The 17,079-nt window shown below is 46.2% G+C and carries 16 protein-coding genes; 14 read left to right on the forward strand and 2 right to left on the reverse strand.

Annotated elements, in window-relative coordinates; genetic code table 11:
* Nucleotides 1–5: 5 nt before the first annotated feature.
* The 13 genes from fliG to flhB all read left to right on the forward strand — a co-directional run bounded on the left by fliG (nt 6) and on the right by flhB (nt 12,089).
* Nucleotides 6–1,046, forward strand: coding sequence for a flagellar motor switch protein FliG (fliG, locus tag BZA03_RS00420; RefSeq protein WP_014975903.1), 1,041 nt, complete (start codon nt 6–8; stop codon nt 1,044–1,046).
* A 39-nt stretch (nt 1,047–1,085) separates the two neighbouring features.
* Complete coding sequence (fliH, locus tag BZA03_RS00425) at nt 1,086–1,868, forward strand: flagellar assembly protein FliH (RefSeq protein WP_110287686.1); 783 nt, start codon at nt 1,086–1,088, stop codon at nt 1,866–1,868.
* Nucleotides 1,861–3,195 (forward strand): flagellar protein export ATPase FliI, encoded by a 1,335-nt coding sequence (gene fliI, locus BZA03_RS00430; protein WP_014948634.1) that lies wholly within the window; start codon nt 1,861–1,863, stop codon nt 3,193–3,195. Before fliH ends, fliI begins: the two co-directional genes overlap by 8 nt.
* Before the next feature lie 72 nt (nt 3,196–3,267).
* Nucleotides 3,268–3,714, forward strand: coding sequence for a flagellar export protein FliJ (gene fliJ, locus BZA03_RS00435; protein ID WP_110287687.1), 447 nt, complete (start codon nt 3,268–3,270; stop codon nt 3,712–3,714).
* A 351-nt stretch (nt 3,715–4,065) separates the two neighbouring features.
* On the forward strand, nt 4,066–6,381 hold the full coding sequence (locus BZA03_RS00440; RefSeq protein ID WP_110287688.1) for a flagellar hook-length control protein FliK: 2,316 nt from the start codon (nt 4,066–4,068) through the stop codon (nt 6,379–6,381).
* A gap of 227 nt (nt 6,382–6,608) precedes the next feature.
* Nucleotides 6,609–7,148 (forward strand): flagellar basal body-associated protein FliL, encoded by a 540-nt coding sequence (fliL, locus tag BZA03_RS00445; RefSeq protein ID WP_039234237.1) that lies wholly within the window; start codon nt 6,609–6,611, stop codon nt 7,146–7,148.
* A 27-nt stretch (nt 7,149–7,175) separates the two neighbouring features.
* Complete coding sequence (gene fliM / locus BZA03_RS00450) at nt 7,176–8,234, forward strand: flagellar motor switch protein FliM (RefSeq protein ID WP_014948638.1); 1,059 nt, start codon at nt 7,176–7,178, stop codon at nt 8,232–8,234.
* Nucleotides 8,235–8,251: 17 nt separating this feature from the next.
* A complete protein-coding gene (fliN, locus tag BZA03_RS00455) occupies nt 8,252–8,659 on the forward strand; it encodes a flagellar motor switch protein FliN (protein ID WP_014948639.1) in 408 nt (135 codons plus the stop codon).
* A 28-nt stretch (nt 8,660–8,687) separates the two neighbouring features.
* Entirely contained in the window at nt 8,688–9,140 is a 453-nt protein-coding gene (gene fliO / locus BZA03_RS00460; RefSeq protein ID WP_110287689.1) for a flagellar biosynthetic protein FliO, read from the forward strand.
* On the forward strand, nt 9,133–9,888 hold the full coding sequence (gene fliP / locus BZA03_RS00465) for a flagellar type III secretion system pore protein FliP (RefSeq protein ID WP_110287690.1): 756 nt from the start codon (nt 9,133–9,135) through the stop codon (nt 9,886–9,888). Before fliO ends, fliP begins: the two co-directional genes overlap by 8 nt.
* An 8-nt stretch (nt 9,889–9,896) precedes the next feature.
* The gene (gene fliQ, locus BZA03_RS00470) at nt 9,897–10,166 is read left to right on the forward strand and encodes a flagellar biosynthesis protein FliQ (RefSeq protein ID WP_012517675.1); all 270 of its coding nucleotides are present in this window, start codon (nt 9,897–9,899) and stop codon (nt 10,164–10,166) included.
* Nucleotides 10,167–10,178: 12 nt separating this feature from the next.
* Nucleotides 10,179–10,958 carry a flagellar biosynthetic protein FliR gene (gene fliR, locus BZA03_RS00475; protein WP_110287691.1) on the forward strand — a complete coding sequence of 260 codons (780 nt, stop codon included), beginning with the start codon at nt 10,179–10,181 and terminating at the stop codon, nt 10,956–10,958.
* 6 nt (nt 10,959–10,964) lie between these two features.
* Entirely contained in the window at nt 10,965–12,089 is a 1,125-nt protein-coding gene (gene flhB / locus BZA03_RS00480) for a flagellar biosynthesis protein FlhB (RefSeq protein ID WP_110287692.1), read from the forward strand.
* Nucleotides 12,090–12,158: 69 nt separating this feature from the next.
* Here the strand turns inward: flhB and BZA03_RS00485 are convergent, their stop codons facing one another.
* Together BZA03_RS00485 and BZA03_RS00490 are read right to left on the reverse strand one after the other, a co-directional pair.
* Nucleotides 12,159–13,133 (reverse strand): D-Ala-D-Ala carboxypeptidase family metallohydrolase, encoded by a 975-nt coding sequence (locus tag BZA03_RS00485; protein WP_110287693.1) that lies wholly within the window; start codon nt 13,131–13,133, stop codon nt 12,159–12,161.
* A complete protein-coding gene (locus tag BZA03_RS00490) occupies nt 13,126–14,733 on the reverse strand; it encodes a murein L,D-transpeptidase (protein ID WP_110287694.1) in 1,608 nt (535 codons plus the stop codon). The genes BZA03_RS00485 and BZA03_RS00490 overlap by 8 nt, the downstream gene beginning before the upstream one ends.
* 242 nt (nt 14,734–14,975) lie before the next feature.
* Between BZA03_RS00490 and flhA the strand changes: the two genes are divergently transcribed.
* Nucleotides 14,976–17,075, forward strand: coding sequence for a flagellar biosynthesis protein FlhA (gene flhA / locus BZA03_RS00495; protein ID WP_039224872.1), 2,100 nt, complete (start codon nt 14,976–14,978; stop codon nt 17,073–17,075).
* The last annotated feature ends 4 nt before the right edge of the window (nt 17,076–17,079 follow it).

A 17,079-nucleotide genomic window follows, 5' to 3' on the forward strand; every position in this document is an offset into this window, starting at 1 on the left:
AGATTATGGCTGAAGAACTTGCCAATGTTGACGAGCCGTCATACGACGTCAGTAAATTAGAAGGCGTAGAAAAAGCGGCCATCTTGCTGCTGAGTCTTTCTGAAGAAGACGCCGCCCAGATATTGAAACACTTAGAGCCCAAGCAAGTACAAAAGCTCGGTACTGAAATGGCAAAAGTGGACGATATGACGCAAACCAAAATTACGGCGGTTCATAAGCACTTTATCGAAGAAATTCAGAATTACAGTACCATTGGCTTCCAAAGCCAAGACTTTGTTAAACGTGCGCTAACAGCCGCGTTAGGTGAAGATAAGGCGGCAAACCTAATTGATCAAATCCTGATGGGAAGCGGTGCAAAAGGCCTAGACTCATTGAAATGGATGGATTCTAAGCAAGTAGCTAGCATTATTCGCAATGAGCACCCGCAGATTCAAACTATCGTATTGTCTTATTTAGAGCCTGAACAAAGTGCTGAAATATTGGCGCAGTTCCCTGAAAAAGTACGACTCGACTTGCTAATGCGTATAGCAAATCTTGAGGAAGTTCAGCCGGCTGCACTACAAGAGCTGAACGAAATCATGGAGAAACAGTTTGCAGGTCAAGCGGGTACACAAGCAGCCAAAATGGGCGGCTTGAAGTCAGCGGCGAACATCATGAACTACCTAGATACCGCGATAGAAGGTCAGTTGATGGATGCTATTCGCGAGCAAGACGAAGAGATGAGCCAGCAAATTCAAGACCTGATGTTTGTATTCGACAATTTAGTCGATGTAGACGACAAGGGTATTCAGGCCATACTGCGCGAAGTACAGCAAGACGCGCTGCTTAAAGCCATTAAAGGTGCTGACGAAGAGCTTAAAGACAAAATTATGCGCAATATGTCTAAGCGTGCTGCTGAAATGCTTAATGATGATTTGGAAGCGCTCGGTCCTGTGCGTATTAGTGAAGTGGAAACAGCGCAGAAAGAGATCCTTTCTGTTGCCCGTCGACTTTCTGACTCTGGTGAAATCATGCTTGGTGGTGGCGGTGGCGAAGAGTTCCTGTAGGAACGCTAGTCCCGTCACTCATTTAGCCTAGGTAAATATATGACTGCCAAAAAAAGTTTCAGCGAAAACGAAGTAAATGAAGCTAAAAAATGGGACCTACCTTTCGTTGATGACCCCACTGCACCCCGAGAAAACGAGCCGACCAACGCGTTAAACAAACGTTCAGACTGGAAGTATGAACCGCCTGAAGTTGAGGAAGAGATTAAGCCGCCTACCGCTGAAGAAATAGAAGCTATACGTCAGGCTGCTTATGATGAAGGTTATCAGGAAGGTAAAGAAAAAGGTTTTGAAGAAGGAAAAGCGCAAGGCCTTGAAGCAGGTTTAGCGGAAGGTAAAGAGCAAGGTCACACCGAAGGGCTTGAACAAGGGCTTGAAGAAGGCCGCCAGCAAATGACGGCACAAGCCGAAGTGTGGCAAATGCTTGCTGAAAAATTTCACGACCCACTCTCGCAAGCCAACGATGAAACCCGAGACCAATTGGTAAAACTCGCCGTAACTCTTGCAAAAGCAGTTATTAAAATAGAGGTAAGTACTAACCAACAGGTTATAATGCAGGCGTTAAGCGAAGGTATTAAGGCGCTACCAATTAATCAAGCTGACTATCAAATTCATATGAATCCTGAAGATATTGAATTGGTAAAAGAGCATTTTGGTGAAGAGGAAATGACCAAAAAAGGCTGGAATTTGGTTGAAGCACCAGCAATGGAACGCGGTGGCTGTGACATTACCACTGCGCAAAATGCCGTAGATGTGTCGATTGAGCGTCGATGCCGCGACGTTATCGATAAGTTTCTTTTAAACCAAGGTTTATCTAATGACTAGCCCTTGGCATGCCCATTTTGAATCACTTACTAAACAAGTGACATCGCCACCCGTTGTTGCGGCGGGAAAATTAGTCCGGGGCATAGGGCTTACCCTTGAAGCTGTAGGTTGCCAGCTGCCGGTGGGCAGTCAATGTTTAGTGCAAACCATCGAAGGCGAAATAGAAGCTGAAGTGGTTGGCTTTGGTGATGATATTACCTATTTGATGCCCACTGAAGCGGTTCGCGGTATTGTGCCAGGGAGTCGCGTTATGCCGTTAAACCGGCAAAGCGGTTTGCCGGTAGGTATGGGACTGTTGGGACGTGTAGTCGATGGCAACGGTCAGCCACTTGACGGACTGGGTGAAATCAATGCCGAAGCGCGAGCTCCCACTACGCGTCCTCCTATGAACCCGCTCATTCGCCGTCCAATCAACACCCCTATGGATGTTGGCGTACGTGCCATCAATGCGTTAAATACGGTTGGCGTTGGTCAGCGTATGGGGCTTTTTGCAGGAAGTGGCGTGGGTAAAAGTGTGCTACTTGGCATGATGACCCGAGGCTGTGAAGCCGATGTGGTCGTGGTTGGGCTTGTAGGTGAGCGTGGCCGAGAAGTAAAAGAGTTTATCCACGAAATACTGACAGAAGAAGAACGCCAACGGGCGGTTGTAGTGGCAGCGCCAGCCGATACTTCACCGCTTATGCGTTTAAAGGGCTGTGAAACGGCGGTAACGATTGCTGAGTACTTCCGCGACAAAGGTATGAAGGTGCTGTTGCTGATTGATTCGTTAACTCGCTATGCCATGGCGCAGCGTGAGATTGCATTAGCTGTGGGTGAGCCACCAGCCACAAAAGGTTATCCGCCTTCGGTGTTTGCTCGGCTGCCCGCACTAGTAGAACGTGCAGGTAACGGCAGCGAACGGCAAGGCTCTATCACGGCTTTTTATACGGTGCTAACCGAAGGTGACGATTTGCAAGACCCAATTGCCGACGCCGCTCGCGCAATTTTGGATGGTCACGTAGTGTTGTCGCGAACCCTTGCCGATAGCGGTCATTACCCTGCTATTGATATTGAGGCGTCAATAAGTCGTGTAATGCCTATGGTCGTGAGCGAAGAACATCAATTGATGGCGCGTCGTATTCGACAAGTTTATTCAAACTACAAACAAAACCAAGACCTCATTTCTATTGGCGCTTATGCGAAAGGATCAGACCCGCGTATTGATCTGGCAATTCGCGCAGAGCCTGCAATCAACGCTTTATTGCAGCAAGGGATGAAACAAGTCATACCGTATGACGAGAGCTTAGAAGGCATGGCTGCACTGGCTAAAGGGCTGGGGCAAGGCTAATGTATAGCGCTGCAATGCAAGTTAGCTTGCCTATGATCCAGAAGTCATCAACCTTCCAAAAGGTATCGCATAATGTCTAAACAACTAGAACGTTTAGCTGAATTCGAGCGCGAAAAAGAGCAGCGAGAAGCCCGATACTACAAACAGGCCCAACAGAACGTTAATCAGCAAAAGCAAAAGCTAACCAGTCTTGAGCAGTACCGCATTGACTACATAAAAGGTATTCAACAAACCGGTCAAGCAGGTGTTACCGCCACCTATTATCAGCAGCATTTATCCTTCGTTGGAAAACTGGATAAAGCATGCGAACAACAGATGCAAGTGATTGCTCGTGCACAAATGGCGGCGGATCAGCGAAAGCAACTTTGGCTAAAGCAACAACAAAAAGTGAAAGCTGTTACCTTGTTGCTAGATAAGAAAAAGTTGGCAGAGCAGAAAAAAGAAGCCAGAGCTGAGCAGGCCATGATGGATGAGTTCGCTACCCAACGATTTTTCAGAGCTAAGCGCTCGTCTTTCTGATAATTAGTCGAGCCTCTGCCACTTTGGCTCAACCCTTGCAAAAACCATTTCATAATGTACTAGCGCGACGTAATTACTTTGCAATCGCTACTACGGTAAATCACCGTTTCTTTGAGTTTCATCACACAGTATAGCGTTTGAAATTCAGCGAGGGCGACTAAGGGCCGTAGCGAAAAATCATAGCGATACATGCTGACTAAGTAATGCTAAGTGATTGTAAATAAAGTAAGCGTTGGTGGGTTTGCGATGAAATGGCATCAAGTTTTTTGTAATAAAACGCCACGTGAATCATTCGCATCACGATACGTCTTCTTGGTGAAAGACGATTTAAATGTAGGACGGTAGGACAATATGCAACAAGTTGCCGCACATAAAACAGACATTGCCGCATTACCATTCTCTGCTTCTGGTACGGCGAAAGCCGTTGGAACGGGTATCGGAACTCAGCAACAAGCGAACAATGAAAATAACCAAGCATTTAACCGACTTTATCAAGACGCGAAAACGACCAAGTCAGATTTTGTTTTAAACGAAAAAGAAGATCAGGTTGCTCAATCTCGAACAGCAAACCGTTCGGACAAAGCGGCTCCCCAATCTTCAGTCTCCAGTGACACGATCAAAAATGGTAAAGACCGCGATGCGGGACATACGGATTTACCTGTTCGTGACGAAGTGACAGATATTCCAGCTGAGTCTGAAGCTGACTCTCATAATGCAAATCAAGAAGAAAATGCAACGCTTGGTGCACACGAGGTTGCGCAAGGTTCAGCAACGACAACGCAGCCTTCAACTGACGGTGAAAATACCAATCTCGTTATTGACGACGCTGAAGGCGCCGTTGAACAAAAAAACGTGACCGACGCGCAGTATGTCATTGGAGAAGGCGGCAGGAAAGATGCCGAGGCTGGCGTTATAACCTCACCTGGCACGCCAGACGGAAAGCCAAGCAAAGACGACGGCGAGCCAGACTGGATTGCCTACGTTGAGACGGTAGCCAATCGTTTTGGAAAAAGTGATGAATCTTCAGGTGAATCAGGTACCACAGAAGATAAGGGTATCTCTGAAGCTGCAGGCGAGGCAGTTAACGTCGTATCTATAAAAGAAAGCGGAAAACTTTGGAAGCTTCCGGAGGATGTGGATGCGAGCGATATGCCATCGGTCATGGCTCATCTGTTGTCGCAACTTAATAGTAACAATGATGGTGAATTAGCCATCGAATCCCTGTCGTCTGAAGCACAACAAACACTCACTGCACTAACTTCACTTCTTATTGGTGGCAACGCTAACAATCAACAGAGTGGAAGTGATAGTGAAGCGAACAATGCGTCTTCAAATGCGCAAACCGATATCAATACTAATTCAGATAAAAAAGTAAAAAATGACAATGAGCTTTCAGCATTAATTGCCAAGCTCATGCAGACTGAGAACACAGAAAACCCTGAACAAGGTCTAGCGTCAGACACTGAAGCCGCAAGTGCATTAAGCGGTATGTTAGAAACGTTAAATGGGCTATCTGAAAGCGGTAAAAAATCGGCCGAAGAATCGCTCGTACTAAGTCTACTAGCAGATGAACTTAACAATATTCAGGCCAAATCTCTTGATGACAATCTCGCCGAGGCTCAAGAGTTATTGGCCGAGTTAACTTCAGAGGCAGCTGTTGCCGGCAGCGTGGCGGTAAATACAGCAGCATCAAACGACGCTAAATCAGTATCGTCTGAGGGGCTGTCAAACGTTGATAACAGCGGCGAGCAAACCAAGGTAGTTGATTCTTTTGGTGCTACAGAAATTTCAAGCGACCTGCTTTCAGCGATAAGTGAGCTATCGCCACAAAGCGCGCAAAAGGCAACAGAAGCGTTTGCAGAGCGTGTAGTCGCGGCTCTGCCTGGTGGTGCACAGCAACAAGCGGTGAAGGCTAACATTATCGCTGGCATTAACGAGTTTCAGCAACAAGTCCAGCAAGGTAGAGAGCCTGGCATTGATTTATCAACTATTGTTGCCGATGCCGCGAAAGATGCTGCGGTAAGTGCTGATGTGGTTGCTTCAATGACAGCGCGTGTAGACGGTCAAGCCAGTCAATTCTTAAATTTGATGACGCAAACGCAAGCAAGTGCTCAACACGCTATTGCTGGATTGGTTAATCCAGCTGAATCGGTTATGCAGGAAAACTCTCAGCTTCGCGCTGAAGCGTCAAAAACTCAGCAGCAGTTTGAAGGTTTTGATAAAGCGGTCAATATTCATAAGAGCGACGGCCAGCAGCAGCTTAGTGAGAAAATTCGCTGGATGGTTAATGCGCGAAATACCATGGCTGAAATTCGCTTAGATCCTCCCGAGCTTGGCAGTATGCAGGTGAGAGTAAATGTGGCGGGTGACGCTGCAAGCGTCAGCTTTGTTGTGCAATCACAGCAAGCTAAAGATGCGTTGGCCGATGCTATGCCTAAGCTAAGGGATATGCTTTCAGAACAGGGTATTGAGTTAGGCGACGCCCAAGTTAGGAAAGATAATTCTTCTGGTCAAGAAAATGGCCAGCAACTTGCAGGAAACAGTCACCAAGGTCAGGGAGCTGGGGATCGTGGAGAAAATGACGGTGTAGATGACACGGATGGCATGCGGGTTATTGAGCAGTCGATTTCGCGCGCGGACAAGGGCGGCATAGACTTTTACGCTTAACCACATCCCGTATGAATTATTACCAATAGGTCGCATAGAGAGAATACGTAAACGCTGCTATGTTTTGAATGAAAGGAGTGAGCAGTAGGTGATATTAGAGGGTAATAGGAAGCGTGAAGACGCAAAAAATTACCCGTACACATATTGTTTTCCTCAAATAATGGCATTGCCATTTTTGACGGAACCTTGATAATACGTTTTTTCCGAGCATTACTGACGAGTTACACATGGCTGAAGAAGAATTACAAGTAGAAGAAGGCGGTAAAAAGAAAGGCAAAATGATGTTGATCATCATTATCGCTGTGGTTCTTTTAGGAGGCGGTGCAGCTGCCTATTTCTTATTATTCGCAGGCGGTGATGAGCCAGCAGCCGAACAGCTTGCCGAGACTGATGCTGCCGCAGCGGCTGCGAGTGCACCAGCATCAGCAGCAGGACAAGCTGAAATGGGCACTGCGCTTTACGTAGCGATGCCACGACCATTTGTTTTTAACGTGCCGGGCGCAGGAAGAGACAGGTTGGTTCAGATAAAAGTGCAGTTGCTTGTGCGCGGTTCTGACAATGAAGAGCTGGCGAAGACGCATATACCGCTAATTGAAGGGACATTACTACAGGCTTTTAGTACTTCAAACGCAGACGATCTGGTTACCGAAGCCGGTAAAATTGAGCTTCGCGAGCAGGCAGTAACTGAAGTACAAAAAGCATTAAAGGACATTACGGGCAGCGATGTAGTTGAGCGCGTATTGTTCACTGGGTTTGTCATGCAGTAATGCATTGACTAAGTAAGGTAGAAGACGGTGAGTGATTTATTATCTCAAGATGAAATCGATGCCCTATTACACGGGGTAGATGATGTAGAAGAAGAAGAGGTCGGCGGCAGCGACTCTGATGCTTCTACGCTCGAGTACGACTTCTCCTCGCAAGACAGAATAGTGCGTGGGCGTATGCCTACGCTTGAAATAGTTAATGAACGTTTCGCACGTCACATGCGTGTGAGTTTGTTCAACATGATGCGACGTTCAGCTGAAGTATCGATTAACGGTATTCAGATGATCAAGTTTGGCGAATATATTCATACGTTATTCGTTCCAACGAGTTTGAACATGGTGCGTTTCCGTCCACTTAAAGGTACGGGGCTTATCACCATGGAAGCCCGCTTGGTATTTATTCTGGTAGACAACTTCTTTGGTGGTGATGGTCGCTATCATGCGAAAATTGAAGGCCGGGAGTTTACGCCAACGGAGCGCCGTATTATCCAGATGCTGCTTAAAATAATCTTTGAAGATTATAAAGAAGCCTGGGCACCGGTCATGGATGTGTCGTTTGAATATTTGGACTCAGAAGTAAACCCTGCGATGGCGAACATTGTGAGCCCGACCGAGGTGGTGGTCATCAGCTCGTTCCATATCGAACTCGATGGCGGCGGTGGCGACTTCCACGTGTCCTTGCCATACTCAATGTTAGAGCCCATTCGCGAATTGCTTGATGCAGGTGTTCAAAGCGATAAAGAAGATACAGACTTACGTTGGAGTAAGGCGCTTCGCGATGAAATCATGGACGTTAAGGTGGCGTTAACTACGCATATGCTAGACGTTGATGTACCGCTTCGCGATGTGATGGAGTTTAAACCTGGCGATATCATCCCTGTGGAGATGCCAGAAACCATCACAGTATTAATTGAAGATTTACCCACATTCAGGGCTAAATTAGGTCGCAGTCGCGACAATTTGGCACTGAAAATTGTAGAGAAGATTGCAAGACCGACTTCAGTGAAGTCTGAGCTACAGTTATTAACCCGCGGTGGGCGCATTATTGATAATGACGCAGAACTGCAAGTACTCGAAGAAGACCTGTAAGGTAGAGGGGAGTTCCCATGAGTGAAGACGGTATGGACGATTGGGCAGCGGCAATGGCCGAACAAGCCGAATCTGAAGCGGAACAAGAGGCTGGCGATAACGAAGACGTACAAGTTGCTGAACTTGACGAATTAACTGACGACGCGCCGATTACGCAAGAAGAAAAGAAAAAGCTAGATACCATTCTAGATATACCTGTGACTATTTCGATGGAAGTCGGTCGTAGTCAAATAAGTATCCGAAATCTGCTACAGTTGAACCAGGGTTCTGTGGTGGAGCTGGATCGTGTTGCCGGTGAGCCACTAGATGTATTAGTTAATGGCACGTTGATTGCTCATGGAGAAGTAGTAGTGGTCAACGACAAATTCGGTATTCGATTAACGGATGTTATTAGTCAAATTGAGAGAATCAAGAAGCTCAGATAAAACTTCTTATAAAGTAAGGGGTTGCGCAATGCTGCCCCTTTTATTTAGCCAGATAGCCGTCGCGCAGTCGACCCAGTCAATCACCAATCCCACGTCGGTACTGTCAATTTTCCTTTCTTTACTTGTCGTTGTTGGCGTCATTTTCGCCCTGGCGTATGTGATGCGTCGATTTAATGTCACTGCGATGGGGGGAAATCAAATGAAAGTCGCGGCCAGCATGGTTGTTGGCACAAAAGAAAAAATCATGGTGATTCAGGTAGGTGAAGAGCAGCACCTCATTGGTGTTACCAGTCAAAACATCTCTCATTTAAGCAAATTAGATAAGAATCTCGATGTGCCTGTGAAAGGTGTGAACAAAACCACAGGCGAGCAACAAAATGGTGCCGATGCGTTTAAACAAAAACTTGTTGCTGCCATGGCGGGAAAGCTCAACCCGAATATAGAAAAGAATAAAACAAAGGAAGAGTCGAGAGATGCGTAAGTTTGCCTGGCTACTTTTAATACTGCCCTTATTACTTCTCGTTGAGCCCGCCTATGCTCAACAGGGGATTTCTGCAGTCACGGTGACAACCAATCAAGATGGTTCTCAAGACTACACCATGACGCTTCAAGCGCTGTTTATCATGACAGCGCTAAGCCTTATTCCTGCGTTTATCATGATGATGACCTCTTTCACGCGTATTATTGTGGTGTTGTCTATTTTGCGTCAGGCGATTGGCTTACAACAATCACCGTCAAACCAGATACTCATTGGCGTTAGTTTGTTTCTATCCATGTTTATTATGACGCCGGTATTCGAAGAGGTGAACGAGCGAGCTTTACAGCCCTATCTTAACGAGCAGCTCACCAGTTTAGACGCTCTTGAGCAAGCCAAAGGCCCTATGCGCGCGTTTATGCTTTCGCAAACACGGGTTAAAGACCTAGAAACGTTTGTACGAATAGCCGGAGACGAAGGAAAATACGCTGATACCAATGAAGTACCGCTAACCATTCTAATTCCGGCTTTTGTAACCAGTGAACTTAAAACCGCGTTTCAAATCGGTTTTATGCTATTTATTCCCTTTCTCATCATTGACTTGGTGGTAGCGTCTATATTGATGGCTATGGGTATGATGATGCTTTCACCTATGATTGTATCCTTACCGTTTAAGCTCATGTTGTTCGTGTTGGTTGATGGATGGAACTTGATTTTCGGCACGTTGGCGACCAGCTTCGGCATGGGCGTCTAGGAGGGCTTATGTCACCAGAAGTCTTTGTAGAAATACTGCGAGAAGCCATGTTCATGGTTATTGTGTTGGTATCTGCGGTGATTGTTCCAAGCTTGATCGTAGGCCTAGTTGTCGCTGTTTTTCAGGCAGCGACCAGTATCAACGAACAGACCATGAGTTTCTTGCCCCGCTTACTTGTAACGCTTCTCGCGCTGAGTTGGGGCGGAAACTGGTTGGTGCAACAGCTTATGGACTTTACTTTCAGAATGGTTGATATGATCCCGCAGGTTGTGGGATAGAAGGCTAAAGCTGTGGAAGTCGAACTCGCGACCATCAATCAATTTCTAGCGGACATGCTGCTGCCGTTTATGCGCATTAGCGGCTTATTCGTGGCCATGATTGGCTTGAGTGCTAAATCCATTCCGCCGCAGGTAAGAGCCTTGTTGGGTATAATGCTCACGCTCATCATCATGCCGGTAGTGCCCCCGTCACCCATAGAAAATTTGGTGGATGTGGGCACATTTTTAATCGTTATTCAGCAGTTGCTAATAGGCATTGCTATTGGTTTTATATCAATGATGGTGCTCAATACCTTCGTGCTTGCAGGTCAAATTATAGCAATGCAAACCGGTTTGGGGTTTGCGTCAATCGTTGACCCGGTAAACGGTATTAACGTGCCCGCAGTCGGCCAGTTTTATCTGATACTAGCGACCTTATTGTTTTGGACCTTGGATGGGCATTTGTCCATGATCCAAATGATAGTCATGAGCTTTGAGGCGTTTCCCATAGGCGAAGCATGGTGGACCGGTGAACAGTTTCGCGATATTGCCCATTGGGCCGGCTGGATGTTCATATCGGCAGTGACCCTTTCCCTTGCGCCAATCGTCTCGCTGCTTATCGTGAACTTGGCGTTTGGCGTAATGACCAAAGCTGCACCACAGCTAAACATTTTTAGTATTGGTTTTTCCATTGCTCAGGTAATGGGGTTACTAATTATTTGGATAACACTTGATAACTTTACTGCACACTTCGAAACCCAATGGTATAGAGCCGAACAGTTTATGTGTGAACTATTGAATATTTGTTCGTAGGAAAACATGGCAGATTCAAGCGAAAAAACAGAAGACCCCACGGGGAAAAAACTCGAAGATGCCCGAAAAAAAGGGCAGCTAGCCCGTTCCCGTGAACTCTCTACGACCCTAGTACTTATCGTCAGTGCTTTTATGTTCTTGTTTGTGGGCGGGTGGATTGCTGAATCTGTTTTTAAACTTACTCAGAGAATGTTCATTCTCTCTCGTGACGAAACCTATGATATCACCCACATGTTTGGCGCATGGGGTGAAGCCTTTTCGGCAGTAGGTCCTGCCGTGCTGCTATACATGGTTGTGGCAATGATAGCGGGCATTTATGGCTCTATCGCCCTTGGCGGTTTTAACTTTACCTGGGAAGGTGCAAAACCTAAGGGTTCAAAAATGAGCCCTATTCAAGGCTTCAAGCGTATGTTCGGCATGAACGGCTTGGTTGAGTTACTCAAGTCTATAGCGAAAGTGGTGGTCATAATTGGTATGGCCATCGGAGCGTTACTGTTCTTTGAAGATGAAGCGCTCCACCTTGATATGGAGCTTTATCCGGGAAACATCTTTCACGCACTCGACATGCTTAAGTGGGCGTTTCTTATTCTGGTGTGCGGCATGATCCCTATCGCGCTCATCGATGTGCCTTATCAAATGTATAAGCACAACAAAGAAATGAAGATGACCAAGCAAGAGGTTAAAGACGAACGGAAAAATGCGGAAGGCGACCCCATGGTTAAAGGCCGAATTCGCCGTTTGCAATATCAAGCAGCAACCAAGCGCATGATGCAGGAAGTACCGCAAGCAGACGTTGTAGTGACCAACCCTACTCACTTTTCTGTTGCCATTAAATATGACGAAAAAGGGGTAAGAGCGCCGGTTGTGGTCGCTAAAGGTGCTGATGAGCTAGCGATGCACATCAGAAAAATTGCTACAGCCAACGATGTGCCGTTGATCCCTTCTCCCATGCTTGCACGCGCCATTTTCTACTCCACTGAAGTGGACGATGAAATTCCTAACACCTTATTTATGGCGGTAGCGCAGGTGCTCGCACATGTTTATCAGTTAAAAGCGCATAGAGCAGGTAAGGGCAAACGTCCTAAGCCACTTAAACGGGATTTGCCTATCCCACCAGAGTACCGACACTAACCCAACTGCTGAATGGGTGAAAATTGACTTTGAAGGTGGGGCATAGGTATGTGCCCCGAACCAACAATTCTACCAGCGCGCTAGGGTTCCTCTCACATCCACATGAACAAAAGGCCCGTGCGCCGCATTAGCACCGTAAATACCAAGCCCACCGACTCTTGGACCGAAAGCGCCTTGTTTAGACATGTTTGATATAAAGTTCGCGAGCCATACCGCATCTTCGCGGTTTACCACACCGTCTTTATTGAGGTCATCCATCACCCCATCTTTCGGTGACTGATCGATATAGAAATCCGCTGCGCCACCCCAAACGTGACGGCTGTACTGAACATTGCCAATAGCTTTGTTGTAGAACGGAGTGCGATATCCACTCATTATGGTTAAGCCTTCAACAGCATGCCCTTCGTCATTTAAGGTGTGCAGTATTTTTTCCAGTTTCAACAAAAGGCCTGCTCGCAAATGTACATATTTGGGAAATCCTTGTTGCTGCTTGGATAGAAATTGACCTAGGGTGAAATTGGGCGACAACCTTACGTCCGTTTGTTCTGGCGATACTTCAATAAGTCCTGATGGGGGTAAATAAATGGGGTTGTTTTTTAAAGGCTTATCAGGATATTTACCAATTGTGTAGCCGTTTAACTTACCTGTTTTGTCTACCTTTTCCAAAGATGTCATCACAAAGACGTTGAGCGTCGCAGTTTCTCCTGACTGCGCGTTGGTGGTTTTAAGTACATAGTGCCCTGATTTCTTAGGTGCCATTATTGGCGCTTTCCCCACAACCCCGCTAACTATTTGAAGGTTCGAACTCGTCTTTAGTGACTCACCGTTCGCATGGTGAAATTGAAAGTTCCCAGTATGGCTTTTGTTGTCAAACTCAACAGTGAACGTTTTATTCGGCATTACGAAAATAGAGAAAATAGGGTAGGAGACCGTATTTCCATTAATAGCAAGCTTAGAGTTGAGCATGTCATTGTCAAAGGAGAACGCATCACTGGCGCGCACTACAGTTAAAAGAGCAATCAGCACTAACAAACACTTACGCACGTTTAAACTCCTTCAATTTCTCAATAATATGGCTGTCCCGATTGTATGCATCGCGGCGAAATACAATGGTTCCTGCTTCATCTGCAAACGCTGTGAAGTACACAATAAGAACAGGCATAGGTTTCTTCAAATATAGTGTACTGGTCTCTTCACTTTGAAGTAATTGCTCAGCTTGCGGTATTGCCTCTGTCTGGCCTGAATGAGTGAGTACCCATTGAGACAGCTTCAAAGGGTTAGAGACTCTGATGCAGCCAGAGCTGAAGTTCCTTTCTAATTTCGAAAAAAGGCTGTGATCGGGCGTGTCGTGAAGATAAATGGCATGCTTATTTGGAAGCATGAATTTCACTTTACCAAGGGCATTGTGCGGACCGGGCTTTTGTCTGAGTGTATAGTGAAATGTACCACGGCTAACATTTGTCCAATCAAACTCATCGACAGGGCTGAAGCCGCTGACACCGGCGGGCTGGGCTTCGTAACCTTGCTCAACCAATAAAGAAGGATTGGTTTTTAATTTCGCCAGCTTGTCTTTAGTGGCTATACTGAAAGGCACGGTCCAGTAGGGGTTAAACACCATATACTTCATTGATTCAGCGAAAACGGGCGTTTGCCTCACTGGTGTACCGACAATCACAGGCATTCCCAATGTTTCCTCACCTTCAGTAAATCCTCTCAACTGAAACGACGCAATGTTAACGCGTAAATATGTTGACCAAGTTTGATGAGGGAGCCAGCGCCAACGCTCTAAGTTTGCATCAATTCTTTCTAACCAAGAAAACGTGGTGGCATTTAATGCTTCTAAAGTGGAACTTCCCACGATACCATCTGGCTCTAAGCCCGCAGACATTTGAAACTGCTTAACCGCGTCCAGTAAATCTTTATCGAATAACTCTGAATAGGTGCCTGGCCCTAAAAGACGAGACTTCAGCAACACAACTCTTTCGCTCGTTGAGTTCAGCTTAAGTGTTGGGCCAACTGGAATTTGTGTGGTAACTGTAGAAACTGCCGTGAGTAAACGACGCTTTTTTTCTAACAGTAACTGGTATTCATGGTGTGATGGCCACATGGCCCGCAATGTTGCAGAAACACCGTTAGTTAATGCGTGATTGAGCGATGCCACAGGATCCGCTTCTCTTTGCTTAAGGAACCACTGCGAATCTGCATTGGCGGGGCTAACAAGCCCATTTAATCGATGCAGAGTTTGACTGATGAAGGCATCGGTTGCTAGTACATCTAAGAGTGCCGTGTTGGCGTCGCGACTTTCGAGCATTGACGCGTGGTAATACTCGGGCGAGAAGCCATGTAACTCTGAATCAGCAATTTCATGGAGGAGTTCCTGAAGACGGTTTTCAGCATCACTAGTACCAAACCATATAAGCTGGTAGCCCTGTTGAGTGTAGACCTCGCTTACCAAAACTCTATTGTACACACGAGATGGGTTACTATTTTGTGAACCGTATATCTCCACTGAATCAACTAGCAAATTCTCCACACGCTGTCGTAAGTTAGGTTGTTTAGATGCATGAGCTACATGACTAAAAGTCAGCATGATGACAAGGCTGACCCAACAAAACGTTGCAACACGGTTTTGTAGTACTACCATGAATAATCCTTTTAAAACGAAGAGTAGGCCCTAGGAATAGTGACGTAATTATAAACTGTTCGTATGTCCCTCGGATACAAAATCTTAATCGCCCTATACAAGTCACTGTAGACAGTAATCACGCATGATTACAGCTCAGATTTGGATAACTTTTGCGTAAAACACAAAGCTGGCACGTTAGTTGAAAACTCACTAGAAGATTCACATAAAGCGTCAATTTTCTGATAGAGAGACACCAAGCCATGCAGTTATCCGGTTATCTTCAGCGATTCGATAAAAATCAGCTGCAAAATTTTACCAGTGGTTTAGGCGCACCCATCGTCCTTTTGGCAATTATGGGCATGGTTATATTGCCTATGCCGCCATTCTTACTGGACGTGCTGTTTAGCTTTAATATTGCGTTGTCGCTAGTCATTATCTTGGTGGCTGTACTTACCCAGCGTCCAGTAGATTTCGGCATTTTTCCCTTGGTGTTACTTATCGCTACCGTTTTGAGACTAGCGCTTAACGTGGCTTCTACTCGCGTTGTCTTACTTTACGGACATGAAGGCGGCGATGCAGCAGGTAAAGTTATCGAAGCCTTCGGTGAGGTCGTGATTGGTGGTAACTACGCCGTAGGTATTGTTGTTTTCGCCATTCTTCTTATTATCAACTTCAAAGTTGTAACCGCAGGCGCAGGACGTATTTCAGAAGTAAGCGCTCGCTTTACGTTAGATGCTATGCCCGGTAAGCAAATGGCCATAGATGCTGATTTAAATGCAGGGTATATAGATCAAGACCAAGCACGTAAACGCCGTGAAGAGATTACCGCAGAAGCGGATTTTTACGGGTCGATGGACGGTGCGTCAAAATTTGTAAAGGGTGATGCGGTCGCAGGCCTTTTCATCATGCTGATTAATATTGTCGGTGGTCTTTTTATTGGCATGATTCAGCACGGGCTTTCATTCGGTAACGCTATAGAAATCTACACCATATTGACCATCGGTGATGGTTTGGTGGCGCAAATTCCTTCATTATTACTTTCGGTCGCTACAGCCATTATCGTTACTCGTGAAAACGAGACCCAGGAAATGGGCAAAGAAATCCGCGGTCAGCTTGGTAATAATCAAGCTCTTTATATAGCCTCGGGCGTTCTATTTGTGATGGGTATCATTCCAGGGATGCCTCATATCGCATTCTTAGGCTTCTCATTCTTGATTGCAGGCTTTGCTTACTGGCAGTCGGTCCAAGAAAAGAGAAAGGCCGCAGAGCCCAAAGTGCCAGACAATGTGGTAAAAGATGAATCGGTTGCGCCTGAAGTGAAAGAGCTTGGCTGGGATGATGTTCAGCAGGTAGATACCATCGGATTGGAAGTGGGCTATCGCTTAATTCCTCTTGTCGATAAATCCCAAGGTGGCGAGTTGTTGACGCGCATTAAAGGCGTACGTAAGAAACTATCGCAAGAGCTGGGTTTCCTTATTCCGCCTGTCCACATTCGCGATAACTTGGATTTAGAGCCCAACACTTACACCATCGCTATGCTAGGCGTAACGATAGGCGATTCCATCATCAGTCACGATGAAGAACTTGCTATTAATCCAGGGCAAGTGTTCGGTAAATTAGAAGGGCGTGCCACTAAAGACCCCGCGTTCGGCTTAGACGCAGTATGGATTAAGCCCAATAAACGGGAGCATGCTCAAACCCTTGGGTACACAGTAGTAGACGCTGCGACCGTTGTAGCGACCCATTTAAGCCAATTACTCTCTAACAATGCATATCAATTATTAGGGCACGAGGAAGCGCAACAACTTCTTGATATGCTTGCCAAGCAGCATCCGAAACTGGTTGAAGGATTAGTACCAGACATTCTTCCTCTAAGCACCGTCGTGAAGGTACTGCAAACCTTATTGTTTGAAGGCGTGCCTATTCGCGATATGCGTACAATCGTGCAAACACTCAGTGAGTACGGCACGCGCAGCCAAGACCCCGATGTTTTAGTGTCTGCAGTGCGTATTGCCCTTAAACGTTTAATTGTCCAAGAAATTACTCAAGGTGCAAAAGAGATACCTGTCATAACCTTGGCGCCAGAGTTGGAACAGATGTTGCACCAGTCACTTCAAGCAGGTGGCGAAGATGGCGCTGGCATAGAACCAGGTCTGGCAGACAAGCTGCAAAAATCATTGCAGCAAGCCAGTCAGCAGCAAGAGTTAGAAGGAGAGCCTGCAGTACTCCTTACCTCAGGCATGCTACGACCCGTTCTGTCTCGCTTCTTAAAATATTCGGTTGTTGGGCTTCATGTTCTGTCTTACCAAGAAGTGCCTGACGACAAACAAATAAAAATAGTCAGTTCGGTCGGTCAATAATCTG

This window comes from Alteromonas sp. I10 (assembly GCF_003201515.1).
GTDB lineage: Bacteria > Pseudomonadota > Gammaproteobacteria > Enterobacterales > Alteromonadaceae > Alteromonas > Alteromonas macleodii.

What these genes read in the sequence shown, in the direction of transcription:
- flhA (WP_039224872.1), top strand. Translation starts at nt 14,976, where the DNA reads ATGCAGTTATCCGGTTATCTTCAGCGATTCGATAAAAATCAGCTGCAA.
- fliL (WP_039234237.1), top strand. Translation starts at nt 6,609, where the DNA reads ATGGCTGAAGAAGAATTACAAGTAGAAGAAGGCGGTAAAAAGAAAGGC.
- flhB (WP_110287692.1), top strand. Translation starts at nt 10,965, where the DNA reads ATGGCAGATTCAAGCGAAAAAACAGAAGACCCCACGGGGAAAAAACTC.
- fliI (WP_014948634.1), top strand. Translation starts at nt 1,861, where the DNA reads ATGACTAGCCCTTGGCATGCCCATTTTGAATCACTTACTAAACAAGTG.
- BZA03_RS00490 (WP_110287694.1), bottom strand. Translation starts at nt 14,733, where the DNA reads ATGGTAGTACTACAAAACCGTGTTGCAACGTTTTGTTGGGTCAGCCTT.
- fliO (WP_110287689.1), top strand. Translation starts at nt 8,688, where the DNA reads ATGCTGCCCCTTTTATTTAGCCAGATAGCCGTCGCGCAGTCGACCCAG.
- fliJ (WP_110287687.1), top strand. Translation starts at nt 3,268, where the DNA reads ATGTCTAAACAACTAGAACGTTTAGCTGAATTCGAGCGCGAAAAAGAG.
- fliN (WP_014948639.1), top strand. Translation starts at nt 8,252, where the DNA reads ATGAGTGAAGACGGTATGGACGATTGGGCAGCGGCAATGGCCGAACAA.
- fliP (WP_110287690.1), top strand. Translation starts at nt 9,133, where the DNA reads ATGCGTAAGTTTGCCTGGCTACTTTTAATACTGCCCTTATTACTTCTC.
- fliH (WP_110287686.1), top strand. Translation starts at nt 1,086, where the DNA reads ATGACTGCCAAAAAAAGTTTCAGCGAAAACGAAGTAAATGAAGCTAAA.
- fliQ (WP_012517675.1), top strand. Translation starts at nt 9,897, where the DNA reads ATGTCACCAGAAGTCTTTGTAGAAATACTGCGAGAAGCCATGTTCATG.
- BZA03_RS00440 (WP_110287688.1), top strand. Translation starts at nt 4,066, where the DNA reads ATGCAACAAGTTGCCGCACATAAAACAGACATTGCCGCATTACCATTC.
- fliG (WP_014975903.1), top strand. Translation starts at nt 6, where the DNA reads ATGGCTGAAGAACTTGCCAATGTTGACGAGCCGTCATACGACGTCAGT.